This is a genomic window from Anabaena azotica SJ-1, from assembly GCF_047275885.1.
In the GTDB taxonomy this organism is placed as follows: Bacteria; Cyanobacteriota; Cyanobacteriia; order Cyanobacteriales; family Nostocaceae; genus Trichormus_B; species Trichormus_B azotica_A.
On record NZ_CP178454.1, the window covers coordinates 69,205 to 86,557 of the forward strand.

The 17,353-nt window shown below is 38.8% G+C and carries 14 protein-coding genes; 3 read left to right on the top strand and 11 right to left on the bottom strand.

The annotated features are described in order from the left end of the window. Nucleotides 1–5: 5 nt before the first annotated feature. Nucleotides 6–473 carry a hydrogenase maturation protease gene (locus ACLLO5_RS00325; protein WP_413173510.1) on the bottom strand — a complete coding sequence of 156 codons (468 nt, stop codon included), beginning with the start codon at nt 471–473 and terminating at the stop codon, nt 6–8. 436 nt (nt 474–909) lie between these two features. On the opposite strand from ACLLO5_RS00325, the gene ACLLO5_RS00330 reads away from it, so the two are divergent. Next, nucleotides 910–1,308 (top strand): pentapeptide repeat-containing protein, encoded by a 399-nt coding sequence (locus ACLLO5_RS00330; RefSeq protein WP_413173511.1) that lies wholly within the window; start codon nt 910–912, stop codon nt 1,306–1,308. 340 nt (nt 1,309–1,648) lie between these two features. On the opposite strand, the gene ACLLO5_RS00335 is transcribed toward ACLLO5_RS00330, so the two are convergent. The 8 genes from ACLLO5_RS00335 to ACLLO5_RS00370 all read right to left on the bottom strand — a co-directional run bounded on the left by ACLLO5_RS00335 (nt 1,649) and on the right by ACLLO5_RS00370 (nt 8,733). Continuing rightward, nucleotides 1,649–3,097: a Ni/Fe hydrogenase subunit alpha gene (locus ACLLO5_RS00335; RefSeq protein WP_413173512.1), complete on the bottom strand. Its 1,449-nt coding sequence runs from the start codon at nt 3,095–3,097 to the stop codon at nt 1,649–1,651. A 156-nt stretch (nt 3,098–3,253) separates the two neighbouring features. Continuing rightward, a complete protein-coding gene (locus ACLLO5_RS00340) occupies nt 3,254–3,868 on the bottom strand; it encodes a CP12 domain-containing protein (RefSeq protein WP_413173513.1) in 615 nt (204 codons plus the stop codon). A 113-nt stretch (nt 3,869–3,981) separates the two neighbouring features. Further along, nucleotides 3,982–4,527: an oxidoreductase gene (locus ACLLO5_RS00345; protein ID WP_413173514.1), complete on the bottom strand. Its 546-nt coding sequence runs from the start codon at nt 4,525–4,527 to the stop codon at nt 3,982–3,984. Nucleotides 4,528–4,698: 171 nt separating this feature from the next. Next, complete coding sequence (locus tag ACLLO5_RS00350; RefSeq protein WP_413173515.1) at nt 4,699–5,166, bottom strand: DUF3122 domain-containing protein; 468 nt, start codon at nt 5,164–5,166, stop codon at nt 4,699–4,701. Nucleotides 5,167–5,271: 105 nt separating this feature from the next. Continuing rightward, entirely contained in the window at nt 5,272–5,988 is a 717-nt protein-coding gene (gene hoxU / locus ACLLO5_RS00355; RefSeq protein WP_413173516.1) for a bidirectional hydrogenase complex protein HoxU, read from the bottom strand. Between the two features lie 85 nt (nt 5,989–6,073). Beyond that, a complete protein-coding gene (locus tag ACLLO5_RS00360) occupies nt 6,074–7,675 on the bottom strand; it encodes an NADH-ubiquinone oxidoreductase-F iron-sulfur binding region domain-containing protein (protein WP_413173517.1) in 1,602 nt (533 codons plus the stop codon). Then, a complete protein-coding gene (hoxE, locus tag ACLLO5_RS00365) occupies nt 7,662–8,174 on the bottom strand; it encodes a bidirectional hydrogenase complex protein HoxE (RefSeq protein ID WP_413173518.1) in 513 nt (170 codons plus the stop codon). The genes ACLLO5_RS00360 and hoxE overlap by 14 nt, the downstream gene beginning before the upstream one ends. Before the next feature lie 58 nt (nt 8,175–8,232). Next, nucleotides 8,233–8,733: a universal stress protein gene (locus ACLLO5_RS00370; RefSeq protein WP_413173519.1), complete on the bottom strand. Its 501-nt coding sequence runs from the start codon at nt 8,731–8,733 to the stop codon at nt 8,233–8,235. A gap of 822 nt (nt 8,734–9,555) precedes the next feature. On the opposite strand from ACLLO5_RS00370, the gene ACLLO5_RS00375 reads away from it, so the two are divergent. Together ACLLO5_RS00375 and ACLLO5_RS00380 are read left to right on the top strand one after the other, a co-directional pair. Then, a complete protein-coding gene (locus ACLLO5_RS00375; RefSeq protein WP_413173520.1) occupies nt 9,556–13,143 on the top strand; it encodes a response regulator in 3,588 nt (1,195 codons plus the stop codon). Nucleotides 13,144–13,299: 156 nt separating this feature from the next. Next, entirely contained in the window at nt 13,300–13,680 is a 381-nt protein-coding gene (locus ACLLO5_RS00380) for a response regulator (RefSeq protein ID WP_413173521.1), read from the top strand. A gap of 72 nt (nt 13,681–13,752) precedes the next feature. On the opposite strand, the gene ACLLO5_RS00385 is transcribed toward ACLLO5_RS00380, so the two are convergent. After that, nucleotides 13,753–14,079: a carboxypeptidase-like regulatory domain-containing protein gene (locus ACLLO5_RS00385; protein ID WP_413173522.1), complete on the bottom strand. Its 327-nt coding sequence runs from the start codon at nt 14,077–14,079 to the stop codon at nt 13,753–13,755. Between the two features lie 221 nt (nt 14,080–14,300). After that, a complete protein-coding gene (locus ACLLO5_RS00390) occupies nt 14,301–17,291 on the bottom strand; it encodes a S8 family serine peptidase (protein WP_413173523.1) in 2,991 nt (996 codons plus the stop codon). Between the last annotated feature and the right edge of the window lie 62 nt (nt 17,292–17,353).

Genomic DNA, 17,353 nt, shown 5'->3' on the forward strand with positions numbered 1-17,353 from the left:
GTTGTTTATTCACATTGCATCCATAATTTGTCACATTTAGGAAGAAGTTGAATAATTTTAATGAGTGCGATCGCCATGCCTTTTTCTGCTGATGGTGAGATGCGATCGCTGATTTCAAAGTTAAATCCAGGTACAGTGACTAACCAAGCTGGGGGACAATGACCATAGAGAGATTCGGTAAGAGCCAGAAGCGATCGCGGATCACCGATATGTCCATTGACAGCATTACTAGTATCTGGTAATAATGATTGTACTTGTATATCTAAAGGTTCAGAATTAATACAAGCATCTACAAAAATTGCTAAATCAGTTTTTGATAAATTTTCAGCCAATTCCGGTGTCAATTGGTGAACAGCAAGAGATTTCACAGTTAATAAATGCCAAGATTCAATAGCATTTGCTATCCGGTTGCCAATAGCATCATCACCAAGTAGTTCATTCCCATAACCAATGACCATTGCAGTTTTAGACATTATATTTTATCACCCTGAGAGAAGTAAAAAATTATTGATTTTCAGCTTGCTATTTTAATTGAAGATCATGGTATTTGTCAGCTATAAGCAGTTGATAATTTAATTCATACCCAGCGACTTAGGCATTGAAACTATCAGTCTGACCACGTATGAACAAGTACAAACATTTAGCACGTAGCAATCCTAAATGATTCATGAACACTTTCTGTTGCCTGTTGCCTGTTGCCTGTTGCCTGTTCCCTTTCCTCTTCATATTTAAAATTAACGCAGAAATTTGAGAAACTTGTGAAGAAATACAGAAACTTGGCTTTTTTGCTGTCCTTGGACAAATTTATGTTAAAAATTTGTTCATCGTCGGTAATATTGGTTATATGATCAATGTGCCTGGTGCAATAAACCCAGTTAAAAAATTTAGATAAATAGGTGAGGCTGTTCTATGCCTGAAACGAATTTTCAACAGCCCATTAACACCGCTGCTAAGATTCTAGAGGAGTATGGGGCGGGAAAACGAGACTTTGGAAAAGCAGAATTAGGTAATGCTAATCTGCAAGGTGTTGATTTAAAAGGCGCTGACTTCAGCTATGCTGATTTGAGCGAAGCTAATCTCATCGGTACTAATCTGCGGGGCTGTGATTTGAGTTTTGCTGATTTAAGTCAAGCTAATTTAAAAAATGCCGATTTGCGAGGAGCAATGTTGTTTTCTGCTAATTTGCGTGAAGCTAATTTACAGGGAACCCATTTAGAAAAAGCAGATTGTGACCATAACACCCATTTTCCTCCGGATTTTGACCTGATCAAAGCAGGTGTAAAAATGAGTCAAGAATTTCGTCCTTGATACAGCAGGAGTCAGGAGTAAAACTCTTTTGTTATCTAAGTGTGTAAGTATTCAGGATAGAGAATAACCCAAGTTGCTAGTTATAACTATAAGCCTTCTAGATCCCCCTAAATCCCCCTTAAAAAGGGGGACTTTGATTAATTTCCCCCCTTTCTAAGGGCTGTGAGGGGGGATCTAATCGAGAAATAAACCTGAATATTTGTAACTAGCAACTTACGTGAATACTCCAAGTCAGGAGAATAAAGGCTTTTTTAGTCAAATTTGATGATTTTGATAAAATCTCACTGTTCTCTATTCTTCATGTCATCAGCATTCTGACTCCTGAATTCTTACTTTATTTCTAATTCCGGTAAATTTGATTAACAACAGTTCCATTTTTGGCGACTAATTCTATTAATAAAGGCATTTGTCCCATGGCATGAGTGGAACAACTTAAACAAGGGTCAAAAGCTCGAATTCCTGCTTCCACACGGTTTAACATTCCTTCTTTTATTTCTGTACCTTGAATAAAATGACGGGCAATTTGGGCAACTGTGCGATTCATGGCTAAGTTATTTTGTCCTGTAGCAATAATCAAATTTACTTTTTGCATCAAGCCATTTTCATCAACTTGATAATGATGGAATAAAGTTCCTCTAGGTGCTTCACTAACACCAACTGCTTCTAATTGATTAATTCCAGCTTCTGCACGCAGACGAGTTGATAAAATATCTGGATCATCAAGTAAAATTTCAATGTGTTCAATACAGGCTAAAATTTCAATTAAACGCGCATAGTGATAAAAGAAAGACGATTGAACAGTGCCTTTTCCATAACTGCGAAATTCTTTTAATTCCTTGTCAGCTAAAGTTGTACCAATACTGCTACAAATATTTAATCTAGCTAATGGTCCAACGCGATACATTCCACTATCTAAACGACAATGATCTTCAGTATCGGGATAACCTAAAGGACGATAGTAAGGTGATTTTAAGTAAGAGTCTGGTTGCACTGCTTCGCCGATAAATTCATGATAGTTAGCAGCGTCGAGTTTATCAGCAACTATGTTACCTGCACTGTCAACAAAACGAATGTGTCCGTCGTAGGTTTCCCATAAACCTTCAGGACTTACTAACCCCATAAATAAACTGGGGAAATTACCAAAGGTTTTTGCTTCTCTTTCGTAGGTTTTTAACAGGGTTTTAAATAAAGCGATCGCACTAATTACGGTAGCTTTCGCTTCAGGTATGCGTTCTTGAATGTGGGTGCGGTTCTCTGACGTTAAAGGATCGCTGACTCCACCAGGAACAGCCCAAGAAGGATGGATTTTTTTACCACCTAATAATTCGATGATTTCTTGTCCAAATTGACGGAGACGAATTCCACCCCTCGCTAATTCTGGATCTGCGGCTATTAACCCAAAAACGTTGCGGTTAGCGGGTTCGCTATCCATTCCTAACAAAAAATCTGGGGCGCTAAGATGGAAGAAACTTAAAGCATGAGATTGAACAATTTGCCCCAAATTCATTAAACGGCGTAATTTGGTGGCAGTTTTGGGGATAGTGACAGCCAAAATGCGATCGCCTGTTTTTGCAGATGCTAATAAATGACTGACTGGACAAATACCGCAAATTCTGGCTGTAATTCCTGGCATTTCCGGGAAAGGACGACCTACACAGAATTTTTCAAAGCCACGAAATTCTGTCACATGAAAACGCGCATCATTAACTTGACCATCATCATCCAAATAGATGCTTATTTTCGCGTGTCCTTCAATGCGGGTAACGGGATCAATAACAATTTTTTTCATATAAATACTGGGGACTGGGGACTAGGGACTGGGGACTGGGGACTAGGGAACAGAAAAGAGGAAAAGGAGCGGGGAGCGGGGAGCAAGGGGGATAAATCTTCTCCCCTGCACCCTGCCCCCGTCCCCCCTGCTTCTTCTGTCACCTGTCACCTAAAACTACAAATCATAAACCCTTGCTTCTGCGGCTTCTGGATATTCATCACAGTAATCTTCAAAAGCTGTTTTCAGAGGTTTCATAGCCCGTTGGTGAGCAATTTCGGCTTGGATTTCTTCGACTACATCCCAAGCCGCTGCACATTCGGAGGAATTAATTCCTTTTTCTGCACAAATCAACCGGGCTTTTTTAATTTCATCTTGTAATTCCTGTTCTAATAGAATTGTCCGGGGTGTTTCTAAAGAACTACTTCTAGCTAAAATATCAGTGAGGGAAATAATTCCTAATAAATCACCACTAATTACAGGCGCACGACGCAAATGATGATCAGCAAATAATCGCGCTACATATTCTAAACCAAGTTCGGGATTGACCACAATACAAGGTTTAGTCATGATTTCATAAACACGGACTTTATTTGGATCTTTTCCATAAGCTATGACTTTATAAACAACATCACTTTCAGTAATAATTCCATAGGCATCTTGTGGATGACGACGATCTACAACTAAAGCACGCCAATCTCTGGCTTTCATCAGTTTTACTGCTTCCGATACGGTTGCAGAACTGCGAATTGTGGCGACATCTTTTGTCATTACATCTGCTGCTGTTAACATAATTTACCTCTAAATATTTCAGGTGACAGTTAAGAAGGGAATAGGTGACAGGTGACAGGTGACAGGTGACAGTTAAGAGATAATAGGGAATAATTCCAATTACCAATTACCAATTACCCAAATTTAATCATTTCTCGTCCTTCCATTTGGGGTATTTCTCCTTTTAATAACGGTTCTAGTGCGGCGCGAATGCGTGGGGCAGAAGGAGGACAACCAGGTAAGTAAATATCAACTGGTACTACATAATGAACGGGTATGACTTTATCAAGTAAGGGTGGAACTATACCCGGTGCATGGGGAATTTGTTGGTTCACATCTGCACCTTCAATGTAAGCTAATTGGAGACTGACATCTGCATTTCCTGTGGGGTTACGCATGGCAGTGACGTTACCAGTTACGGCACAATCTCCAAAGGCAATAATTGTTTTGGTGCGTTGTCTAATAATGTGAATTAATTCTAAATGTTCTTCATTAGCGATCGCACCTTCCACTAAAACTATATCTACACCTTCTGGATATTCTTTAATATCAGCAATAGGACTGTACACTACATCAACTTGGGCGGCTAAATCTATTAACCATTCGTCTAAATCTAGGAAAGACATATGACAGCCAGAACAGCCACCTAACCATACCGTTGCTAATTTAAGTTTTGTCATTTTTTCCTCTTAATAGTAATCATTAATCAGTAATCAGCTTTTGTTTATTAGTTTTGGTGTTTGCTGACAGATGTTATAGCAGTATGCACTTGAATGAGATACACAATTAACGTCAAAAATCTATACACTAAAAGACTTTCAACCCTGTTCCCTGTTCCCTGCTATAGCTGACTACTGAATGCTTAATATTGATTGCCATTCTTTTACAACATGATCAGGAACTGAGATATTAATGAATTTTGTACCAGGTAAAGGTATGGATAAAGTTAAAGTTTCTAGGGGTAATTGGGATAATATTTCTGTGAAATTATATTGTCCAATTGTGGGGGCTGGTGCTTCATCTAAAAAGATATCAGCCGCATTCCAAACTTTGCCTGTAGTGGAAGTAATTCTTAATGGTTGGGGGTGAATTAATTCCGCAGAACCTGGAAAACCAACTAAGCGGAGATTGATGTTAGATGTTTGATTAGGGTAAACTTGTTTAAATAAAACAACTTGCCAAACTTTTCCTGATTGATCATCTAATTTTACTTGTGAGCGATAAAGAACTTCTCCTGATGTTTCTTCTATTTGTGTGACAACAGCAATGGCACTCTTGGAGGTGAAACTTCCTAAACCCAGGAATATAAATGTTGTCAATATTATCAATATCCCTATTGATAAAAAGCGCCATATTTTTCCAATGAGAAGTAACATCAAATTTACCTCCTAAAATTAGCCAATAATCAATCCAAGAATTAACAGTTAAAAATTCCATTGTTTTTTCTCCCTGGCATTTACTAAGAAGTCAATTTTGCCGCGATCATGTTTCATTTCACCGACGCTTGAACCTTGGTAGAAGATTGCACCTGTGGGACAAGCGTTAACACATTTCCCACAAGAAGTACAAGTTTGAGAAGTTCCCCAAGGTTGATTTAAATCGGTAATTACGTGAGATTTTGAACCTCTTCCTGCCATATCCCAAGTATGTGCGCCTTCGATTTCATCACAAACGCGAACGCAGCGAGTACAAAGTACACAACGATTGTGATCTATGCCAAAACGGTCATGAGAAGTATCAACAGTCCGCTGAGGAAATTGATATTCTAATCTCACATGATCCATACCCATTTCTATTGCTAAATCTTGTAGTTCACAGTTACCATTAGCAACACAAACAGAACAGATATGATTGCCTTCTGCAAACAACATTTCAATAATTGTGCGACGGTATTTTTGCAAGCGATCGCTATGAGTATTCACCTCCATTCCTTCAGCAACCTTTGTCACACAAGCAGGTTGCAATTTATTACTTCCGGCAATTTCTACCAAACATAAACGACAAGCCCCCACATCTCCCACACCATCTAAATGACATAATGTAGGAATATGTATACCCGCTTCTTTTGCTGCTTCTAACAGAGTTTCATCCTCACGGGCGCTAACTAATTCGCCATTGATCGTCAAAGTTTTTACAGTCATAATAATTTGGTAATGGGTAATTGGTAATGGGTAATTGGTGATTGGAAAAAAACTCTTACTACTGTCACCTGTCACCTGTTCCCTGTCACCTAATCAAAGCTAAATACTCATCTCGAAAATATCGCAAAGTGCTAAACACAGGATTTGGTGCTGATTGACCTAAACCACATAAACTAGTGTGTTTCACCATATCGCAGAGTTCTTCTAACAGTTCTAAATCAGCTGTGGAGGCTTCTCCCTTACTAATCTTGGTTAATAAATCGTGTAACTGCACCGTTCCTACTCGACAGGGAATACATTTACCGCAGGATTCATCCATGCAAAATTCCATAAAGAACCGCGCCACATCTACCATGTTTGTGGTTTGATCCATGACAATCATCCCGCCAGAACCCATCATTGAACCTAACGCAGTCAAGGATTCATAATCTACAGGTGTAGCAAAAGCCGACGCAGGTATACATCCCCCAGAGGGTCCGCCTGTTTGTACTGCTTTAGCAATACCACCGTCAGGAACACCGCCTCCCATTTCCGTGACAATTTCTTGTAAAGTTGTTCCCATTGGTACTTCAATTAAACCAGTGTTGCGGATTTTGCCAGCTAGTGCGAAAACCTTAGTTCCCTTGCTTTTTTCCGTACCGATACTAGCAAACCAAGCCGCGCCTTTACGAATAATTGGCGAAATATTAGCAAAGGTTTCCACGTTGTTAATTAACGTTGGATAGCCCCATAAACCAGACTCAGCCGGGTAAGGTGGCCGGGGATGAGGGACACCGCGTTTACCTTCAATAGAAGCCATTAAAGCCGTTTCTTCACCGCAGACATAAGCACCGGCACCGATGCGGATTTCGACTTTAAAATCGAAGGGTGATTCAAAGATGTTTGTACCCAGGAGTCCTAGACGTTGTGCTTGACGGATAGCGATTTCTAGGCGTTTGATAGCAACGGGATATTCTGCCCTAACATAAATGTAACCTTGACTTGCACCGATCGCATAGGCGGCGATCGCCATTCCTTCCAAAACCCGATGGGGATCACTTTCTAACACACTGCGATCCATAAAAGCCCCAGGATCACCTTCATCCGCATTACAGATGACAAACTTTTTCTCACCCTTGGATTTAGCCACCGTTCCCCATTTTAAACCCGTGGGATAACCAGCACCACCCCGTCCCCGTAACCCGCTTTTAGTAATGCTTTCTACCACTTCCGGGGGTTTCATTTCTCGCAACACTTGGTACAGTGCTTGATAACCATCAGCAGCAATATAAGATTGAATCCTCTCCGGGTCAATTTTCCCACTATTCTCCAGAACAATAGGTAATTGACCAGTAAAAAATGGCTGATGCAAATCACCTTTTTGTAAATCTGTTACTTCCCCATTGACTTCAGAAATAATTTTTACCGCATCCTCTGGATTAACTTTTTCATACAACTTTGCCTCCGTGGGATTTTCCTGACTATCCACCTGTACCAAAGGACCCTGGCAACACAGACGCATACAACCCACACCAGCAACCTGTACCCGTTCCTCCAAACCCGCAGCCTTCACAGAAGCATCTAAATTATCTTTCACCGCTTGCGAATTAGAAGACAGACAACCAGCCGCAGTACAACAACGAATTTGTATAGGTTTAGTTTGAGAACGTTCAGTTCTAGCGATTTCTAATAATTCATTTAGTTCCATTTTCCTGCCATTCTCCCACTTTTTCGCAAACTGATTCCGGAGTTTGATTACCTAAAACTGCACCATCAAAAACTACCGCCGGTGCAATACCACAAGCCCCTAAACACCTAGCCGTCATCAAAGAAATTTCCCCATCAGCAGTAGTTTCTCCCGCACTAATTTTGGTAGCACTTTCTAACCTACTCAAAATTGCTTGCGCCCCTTTTACATAACAAGCCGTACCTGTACACACTACACAGTTATGTTTACCTTTAGGTGCAAGAGAAAACAAATGATAGAAAGTTGCAACTCCATATACCCGACTAGGTGGTAATTTTAATTGATGGGCAATATACAACAATAAATCTAATTCTAAATAACCAAATAGTTCCGAAGCCCGATGGAGAATCTCAATTAGTGCATCTTGTTGATATTGATGACGCTTAATAGTTGCATCCAACAGCTTCAAACGCTTATCGCCACTTGGATGAGTTGTCAGAGGTTTAACAGAAGTTTTCATTATTTATAACCCTTTATAGACTACACTCTGGCGTTAGTTTCTGTGTGGAATCCTGACATTAATGATCACTTTTTACTGTTATGGGTAGATGAATAATATGCACAGAACAAGGTGCATGATGCAGCACATAATTACTCACACTACCAATCAATAATTCTGTTATACCAGATAGTCCACGTCGTCCCATAATAATTAAATCGGTATTCCATTCCTTGGCTAAATTACAAATCACACTGCCAGGATTGCCAACTTTTTGCATAAACTCGGTATTAATATTAGCATTGTTGGCTTGAGCGCAGAGTTTTTGTAACATTTGCAAACCTTCATTTTTATGAATTTCCATTTTTTTTAAGTACAATTTCATACTTTCATCACCCCAACCTGGATAGTAATCCGTATTAGGCAAAATCATTACATCAGGAATAGTATCTTCCTCTGGTGATAAAACGTGAAGTAACATTAAGTTAGCAGATGTTAACTTTGCTAAAGATAAAGCTTGCTCAAAAACCTGCTGATTCATGTCTGAGCGATCTAATGCTACGAGAATTTTGTTAAACATGGAACACCTCTATTTAGGCTTACCAATTCAATATTTATACACGAGGAGTCAGGTTCTTATAGATATTCTGGATTGAGTATTACTCCCATTGCGTTCTACCTACAATATCCTTATAAATCAAGAATTTGAGGAACTTGTGAGGATATCTAGGAATTTCAGAACTTACGCAACTGGCATATTAGTAGGGTGCTTCGATATTAAAAATTTGTTGATACTAAACAATTTATAGGTATGACGCACCCTATCAGAGATTTTGAGTGTAACACTTGCATAAGTTCTAAATCTGATTTGATTCGGGATCGCTGATGTGGTTAGAAAACCCGAAAGCAGCTAAACAAGGCACGAATAGTTATACTGGGGTTTGTGCGAAAATTCCATTATAATCCAGTGTTTACCCGGTAATTGATAATTGCTAATTGGTGATATTGTTTGTAACAGATTATGAAAATGTAATTTTTATCCTAAATTTAATACTTAAGGTATATTTAAAAATTTATATAAATTGTTACAAATATATAATGGCTTATTTTATTATGGAATTATTTTGCCTTGTATCCTAATACTACTTAGCTAAGTACGCAAAATTTCTAATCGGGTGTTGAAAAAGGTTTTGAGGTCAGAACTTAAAGTTTTTTTCTTTACCTTTCTCCATCAGCCCTTTCCCCTTATACCATTTTTTTATGAAGCTGCACAAAACGATTTTTAATTCACAAGGGTTTCCACCTTTGAAGTCTATGCAACTTCACATTTAGTTGGTATTAACCAGCAAGTATTACCTTGTATCCAACTTTTAAAACTACTATATTCAGGGAAGCTTTTAAAATGAAAATTTTAATTGTCGAGGACGACGAGTTAAATGCTTATGCGCTCACCTCTGTTTTGACAGACCAAAATTATGCTGTGGAAGTAGCGACTGATGGTAATGCAGCTTGGGATTTAGTCGCAACTTACGATTATGATTTAATTTTATTAGATGTCATGTTGCCCAAACTTGACGGTATTAGTTTATGTAGGCAAATTCGTTCCAGTGGTAAACCTGTACCAATTTTATTATTAACAGGATGTGATACCAGCCACGAAAAAGCAATAGGTTTAGACGCAGGTGCTGATGATTACGTAGTTAAACCATTTGAACCGGAAGAACTAGTAGCGCGTGTAAGGGCATTATTACGACGTGGTGGTGCAGCTTCACAACCTATATTAGAGTGGGGAAATTTACGATTAGACCCCAGTAGCTGTGAAGTCACTTATAATCAAAATTTACTCTCGCTCACACCAAAAGAGTACGCACTATTAGAACTATTTTTAAGAAATAATCGCCGGGTATTTAGCTGTGGGATGATTTTAGAGCATCTTTGGTCCTATGAAGACACACCAGGAGAAGAAGCCGTTCGCACCCATATTAAAGGTTTGCGAATGAAGCTCAGAGCCGTCGGAGCTAACAGTGATTTAATAGAAACTGTGTATGGGATTGGTTATCGTCTCAAACCCCAGGAAGATGATGGGGTAGAGGAAACAGGGACTGGGGGAAGTAAAACCGCAAGGGGAGTAGACGAGCAAAAATCCCAACAAACTTTGACAGCCATTGCAGATATTTGGCAGCGATTTCGTGGTCGGATAGATGAGCAAATAAGTATATTGGAGCAAGCTGCACAGGGTTTAAATCCTGAATTGCGTTTACAAGCAACTAGAGAAGCACATACCTTAGCTGGATCTTTAGGTACTTTTGGTTTGGATCATGGTTCTGAGTTAGCTAGAAAAATTGAAAAGTTATTGAAATCTGGTAAGACTTTAAACCCAACAGAAACAACAAACCTGCAAAATTGGGTGAAGTTATTGCGTCAAGAAATTGAAGCTAAGAATCAAGAACATATTACTTCATCTGCAACTACAAATAAATTACCATTAGTTGTGGTAGCTGAGAAAAACACCATTGGTTCGCAACAATTAACAGATGCTGATGGGATTTTATTAGAAGTCAAACCCGCAGACTTAATCTTGATTGATGACCAAACTAGTGTAAGTGTTATTAATCAAGTAGAAACAGCACTACAAAATCAGGAAAATTATCAACAGTTAGTAGAACTTTTTCCAGAAGCAATTTTGATGGAAACTGAAGGAAATATAGTTTTTGTTAACAGTGCGGCAGTGAATTTGTTTGGTGCTAAAAAACCAGTAGAATTATTAGGCAAACCATTACTTGATTTTGTCGCTCCCAATTCATATACCGGAGTTGCAGAACAATTGCAAAACCTCAGAACAAATAAACAGTCAATTCCTTTACATGAAGAACAGTTTTTACGGCTAGATTGCAGTTTGATTGATTTAGAAATTGTGGCTGCTGCTGTTACTTATCAAGGTAAACCAGCATCACAAATTGTTGCTCGTGATATTACCCAACGCAAGCAAACAGAGTTAGCTTTGCACCAAGCTAATGAAGAACTAGAATTAAGAGTTGCAGAACGTACAGCCGAGTTAATTACTGTTAATCATCAGTTGCAGTCACAACTAGATGAACGGCGACGCACACAGGAAGCTTTAAGAATTTCTCAAACTCGATTTGAAGGAATTTTAAGTATTGCTGATGATGCGATTATTTCTATTGATGGTAATCAACGGATTACTTTATTTAACCAAGGTGCAGAAAAGATTTTTGGTTACTCTGCTGATGAAGTTCTCGGACAAAATTTGGATTTGTTGTTACCGATGCGTTTTAGTGAACAACATCGTCATCATATCAGTGATTTTGGTCAGTCTCCTAGTCCGGCTCGCAGAATGGGGGAAAGAAGAGAAATATTTGGTCAGCATAAAGATGGAACTGAATTTCCCGCTGAGGCTTCTATTTCTAAATTAGATATGGGGAATGAATGTGTTTATACTGTAATTTTACGTGATATAACTGACCGCAAGCAAGTGGAAAGAATGAAAGATGAATTTGTATCTGTGGTTAGTCATGAACTGCGTACTCCTTTAACTTCAATTCATGGTTCTTTAGGGATGTTAGCAAGTGGTTTGTTACCGACAGATTCAGAACAAGGTAAACGCTTGCTGCAAATTGCTACTGATAGCACTGAGCGATTGGTGAGGTTAATTAATGATATTCTCGATATTGAAAGAATTGAGTCGGGTAAGGTAAAAATGGAGCGAGAAACCTGTAATTTGCAGGATTTGATTGCTTCAGCCGTGAATGTTATGCAGCCTTTAGCAGATAAGGCTGGGGTGACTTTATCTATTTCTAGTGTATCTGTGCAATTATGGGCTGATCCAGACCGGATTGTGCAAACTATAACCAATTTGTTAAGTAATGCGATTAAATTTTCTACTTCTGGTTCTACAATTTCACTAATAGGAGAAAAACAAAATGACCAAGTGCTGTTAACGGTGAGGGATAATGGCAGGGGGATACCAGATGATAAATTGAATAGTATTTTCGAGCGATTTCAACAAGTTGATTCTTCCGATTCTCGCAATCATGATGGCACTGGGTTAGGCTTGGCAATTTGCAAGAGTATTATCCAGCAGCATAGTGGTAATATCTGGGTAGAGAGTACCTTGGGTAAGGGTAGTAATTTTTATTTTACGCTGCCAATTTTAGAACCTAGCTATGATGATGAATTGGAAAGCTGTGCTGTGGAAAGACCATTGATTTCTCCACAGTATTGTCCTTTAGTTCTGGTTTGTGATGATGATGAATTCATTCGTTTGGAGTTACAAAAATTATTACAAAAAGGTGGATATAGAGTGATACCTGTAGGAACAGGTGAAGATGCGATCGCACAAGCAATTGCTGAACAACCAGATGTCATTGTCCTGGATTTGCTGATGCCAGAAATGAATGGTTGGGAAACAATGGCAATTTTAAAGGAACGAGAAGATACACAAAATATCCCCATTGTGATTTGTAGTGTTTACCAACCTAGTCACAGCCATCAACCCAACGCTGATTTTGTAGATTGGTTAAGTAAGCCAGTTGAGGAGATATCCCTATTACATTCTTTAAGTAAAGTCATTACTGAACCTTATGGAAAAATCAAAATTTTAATTGTTGAGGATGATAGTGATTTAGCTGATTTGTTAGCAACTTTGTTTGAGAGGCATGATATTGAAACCTTTATTGCTAGAACTGGTAGAGAAGCTATTCATATCAGTCAAAAAGTTAATCCTGATTTACTAATTCTGGATTTAATTTTGCCTGAAAGTGACGGTTTTACAGTAGTAGATTGGCTGAAACAACACAATCAGCTTTGTAGTATTCCCGTGGTTGTTTATTCCGCTAAGGATTTGGACGCTTCGGAACGGCAGAGACTTAAATTAGGACATACAGAATTTTTGACTAAAGGACGAGTAACTACTCATGAGTTTGAACAAAGAGTGATGTTTTTATTGAAAACCATAACTCATAAAACTTAGCAATTAAAACGTAATAATTTAGGAGTTAGGAGTCAGAATGTTTGAAAAATGGGTCATTTATCAAATAGGTATTTTTGGCTTTATCCTGAAAAGCTGATAGCTGACTACTTACCCCAAAACTTAAAAATTTAAACTTAAAAATAAGAAGATAGAGTTATGGAAAAAAAGCGGATTTTAGTAGTTGATAATGAACAATATATTCAAGAAGTAACCAAGATTTGCTTGGAAACTGTTGCAGCTTGGGAAGTTCTAACTGCTAGTTCTGGAAAAGAGGGGATAATACAGGCTGAAAAACACCAACCAGATGCTATTCTATTGGACGTGATGATGCCAGATATGGATGGACTTGCTGTTTTTGAACAATTACAAGCAAACCCAGCTACAAAAGAGATTCCGGTGATTTTATTAACTGCCAAAATCCAAGCTGCTGACCGTCGTCGCTATGCCCAATTAGGAATGAAGAGTGCGATCGCTAAACCTTTTAATCCTCTCGAATTAGCTGGTCAAGTCGCATCTGCTTTAGGTTGGAGTTTGTAATTTTAAATTGGGGTTAAAAACCGTTAATTCCTCTCCCCTGCTTGCCTCAATTTGCAAATTCCAGGTTTAAGCTTAATTCCTTGGGCGATGTTTTTTAACAGGAACTAACTTAATATTGACGTGGCGTGTCAAAACATGACACTCATCTTTGCTGACATTAATTCTGGCGATTCTAGTAGTTCTATAACCTGGTTGTGAAACTCTTAATGTATAAATACCAGGCCGCTCAAAAGCTCCTCCGTATATAGTTTGTCCTGATGCTGTTGCACCATATACTGCAAGTACCTCTTGAAACTTACCGTCCTGAACAACAATATTTGCTTCTATTGGTGCTTTTGTTCGTGCATTAAAAACAGTAACAGTAATTGCTGGTTCAATACTAGGAGTACAAGGTTTCATAATTTGACCTTCAGATTTGGTAGGAAGTAGAGGTATGAAACTTGCTAATAAAAAAGTTAGATACTTCTTTTGCCAATGCAAAAACATAATTTTTCACTCTTGAAAATCTTTGAGATTTGCAATTCTCCTTCAATAGTAGAGATGAATAAGTGAGGCTCTTGTTCCTGAAGATGAGAAACAAGGGTTCAAAATATGAACCCTTTGATCCTAAGTCTATAATTTTATGCAAACTGCGATCGCCCAGAATAAAGGCTGGCAAGTTGATTGTTCCTACTTAGTGCCAATGCTCGACGTACAGCAGCATCTGCATTCACCACACCATTACCAAATGTGTTGTCTTTACCAGCAGTTCCTAAATCCGTCGCTGTATCTATCAAAATCTGGCGTAATTGTCCACCATTCAAATTAGAGTTGACACTCCAAACCAGTGAGGTGATACCAGCCATATTGGGATTTGCACAAGATGTTCCCCCAAAATAACTCATATTACCAAACTTATTCATTGCTGGAGAATCAGTAGCAGCCATGAGTGTTAAATTTGAGCCGCGGTTGGAGTAGCTAGCTATATTGACACCAGCTGCATTACTCAAACCATTTACAGTTGCTGAACTGGTACGCTGTAATGCTCCTACGGACATAACGTTACTGTGGGTAGTTTGTAGTTTGGCTACACCACTAACACTTGTTAGGTAATTTGGATCGTTGATATTACCCCCAGGACCGCCATTACCTGCGGCAACAGCAAATATAGCTATATCAGAATTATCTTTGATGAGTTGCTCTAGTTGTGCTTGTGTACCACCACTAGTCAACCAACCTTCTCCCTGTACTCCCCCTTGGAAGACGACGCGCAGATTTCTAGCTCGTGCGTAACTAATTGCATCCTTAATTCCTTGCTGTAGATTTACACCATTATAGACATCTGTCATGTAGACACTGCTATTCCAGTTGATACCAGCAATACCAGAACTATTATTGGCGATAGAAGCCATGACACTTGTAGCAGAATGTCCATGACCATAGTCGTTAAAGTTATCATCATCTGTGGCATCAGTTATTAAACGACCAGTAGAAATGTCAGTTATACCACCTGTTGCACCTGGTGCTGTTAAAATTCCTGTATCTAGAGAAACTAGTAACACACCAGTAGAACCTCTAGTAAAACGCCATGCGCTATCAACATCCGATACACGCAAATTCCACTGATCTTTGTAATAAGTATCATTAGTACGAACTTGCAATTCTAAGGTTGAGTTGTCACTAAAGCGGAGATTTTCAATTCCTTGGAAGTAAATTTCTCGACCATCAGCTAAAGTGAGATAGTCAAAAGCTGTACCTCTAAAAATGGCTTGATTAGTTGAAGATAAAGAATTAAAAGACCCAAGACTCACACCGTTGATGTTTGTGACGTTAGCGCGGGCAATGCTAGAGAGATTCAAGGTATCTGTGCCACCACGTCCTACTACAACAGTTCCTGTACCTAAAGCCCCAGAGTAATTAAGTGTGTTGGCTGCAAAAGTTCCATAAGTGGTATTACCAGCTTGACTCCAAGACAAAATTTTGATTGATTGAGAACTAGAGAAAAAGTCTTGACCACTGGTAGAACGAGCAACTGCACGGAATAGATAATCACCTCCAGTTAAGCTGGAGAAATTATTCAGGTTAATTAAGGCATTAGATAAACTAGCCCCGCTCCAAGTTCCCAGATTAAAAATGCTGCCACTCTTCACAGCTTCTAGACGAACATTTGATAAAGATGTCCCATTGGACAAACCATAATTCAACCGAATTGCTCCACCTTGGAACACTATGTTATTAGTGCTATCACCCGCAGCGTCAAAAACGTTAAAAGAACTAAAGCTAATGTTATTTTGTGTGATACTAAAAGCTTTTTCTAGCCAATCAGTAGAAGCACCAGCTTTATCGTAAGCTTTTGCCCAGAGGGAATAATTACCAGCAGTGAGATTTAACGCACCCAAGGATAGGCTGTAGTTGAAACTACCCCATAGGTTATTTGAACTCCAAGGTGTGAAACTGGTGACATTAGCTACATCTACGAAAGTGCCATCACTTTTCTTGAGCCAGAAATCAACACGAGAAAGATCAGTTGCACCATTAGTGTCATATACCCAACCACCATTAATGCTTAGTGTACCTGTTGTTGTGACGCTACTGCTATTAAGGTTGAATTGTAATGATGTGGGTGCAGTGTTGATACTAAAAGCTTTTTCTAGCCAATCAGTTGAAGCACCAGCTTTATCGTAAGCTTTTGCCCAGAGGGAATAATTACCAGAAGTGAGGTTTAACGCACCCAAGGATAGGCTGTAGTTGAAACCACCCCATAGGTTATTTGAACTCCAAGGTGTGAAACTGGTGGCATCAGCTACATCTACGAAAGTGCCATCACTTTTCTCGATCCAGAAATCAACAAAAGAAAGGTCAGTTGCACCATTAGTGTCATATACCCAACCACCATTAATGCTCAGTGTCTCGGTTGTTTTTAAATTGGTTTTATTAAGGTTGAATTGTAATGATGTGGGTGCAGCGTTTATAGAAAGTTCAACATCTACATATTGTCTACCAATTTTGAAAACATCAGAATCATCCTCCGCTTTCAATAGCCTCAGTTCTGTGGGGCTGTAAATTTTGCCTGATACCAGTCCTGCTAATATCTCACCTTCATCACCAGGAGAATCTACAGGACTGGCATAAGCATCTAAAAAGTGTCCAATCTCTTCAACCAGAGCCGTACCTATTGCAGTTGAATTATCTATATTTTTCTTGAGAAAAGACCTATTGATGTAGATTGTATTGGTACTTTCTCCATAAGCAGCATTAGCACCATTCATTTTACTATCAAACAGAAATCGTACATGAGGTAAAACACCATAATTTTCACCTAATACCTCAGTACCCCAAGTTTGTGCTTTGTTAATATCAAAGTCTTTTCCAAAGGCGATTTGAGCATTAATAACGAAATTATGATTGAAAATACTCCCAGCAGCATAAGCTATTGAAGACGTTGCTTCCAGATTATTTTCGTATGCCTCTATTAGTTTCTGACCGGCTAATTGCAAAAGTTGTTGGGAAGTCAATCCCTGCAAATCTGTTAAAACGCTTGGGGGATTATTACTTAAAGGATTTGGAGAACTACTCAACCCAAAAAGATTAGTTGGACTATCCTGATTAGTGTCTATATTTAGCGAATTCATATACTGTATATGCCCCTGTATATATATACTCGTTGAATATTTTATACATTTAGTATAAAATC